The 456-nt window shown below is 40.6% G+C and carries 1 protein-coding gene; it reads right to left on the bottom strand.

Annotation, left to right across the window (positions count from 1 at the left end; translation table 11 throughout):
• On the bottom strand, positions 1-456 hold a 456-nt coding region (locus tag ASC50_RS04520), incomplete at both ends, for a hypothetical protein (protein WP_158648433.1).

Raw genomic sequence — 456 nt, 5'->3', positions numbered from 1 at the left:
TCAAGGTTTACCTTTTCTATTTCTTCCTCATACTTGACGTATTCGTTTGAACCTTTTTGGTAAAGCAATTGCTTTTTTGATAGCATTTCCCGTTCGATGCGTAGCAGTTCTTCTTCGTAAGACTTTTTGTCTTTGTATGATTGCATCGCAACGATTCGCTGTTTGGCTGCTTCCGTTTCAATTGCTTTCAGTTTGGCAGCGAGTGCTTTTTTTGCGGCTTTTTCATCAAGGTCTTCGCCGCCTGTTATAGTGGTTTCCGCCGTGCCGTCACCTTTGATGGTTGATGTATTGTTTTTGCTTATCTCTGCTAAAGATAATATTTGGGCATCAATGTCCGTGATGGTTTTTTTGTGTTTTGCCCATGCTTTATCATAAATGGCTTGTTCGGCTCCAAATAATCCCATAAATCCGTGTGAGAATCCGGCTGCAAATTTTTGGAAGATGTTGGTATTATCG

This window comes from Candidatus Symbiothrix dinenymphae, assembly GCF_001431085.1.
Note: the sequence above shows the minus strand (reverse complement) of the source record. Positions and strands in the feature narration are given on the sequence as shown.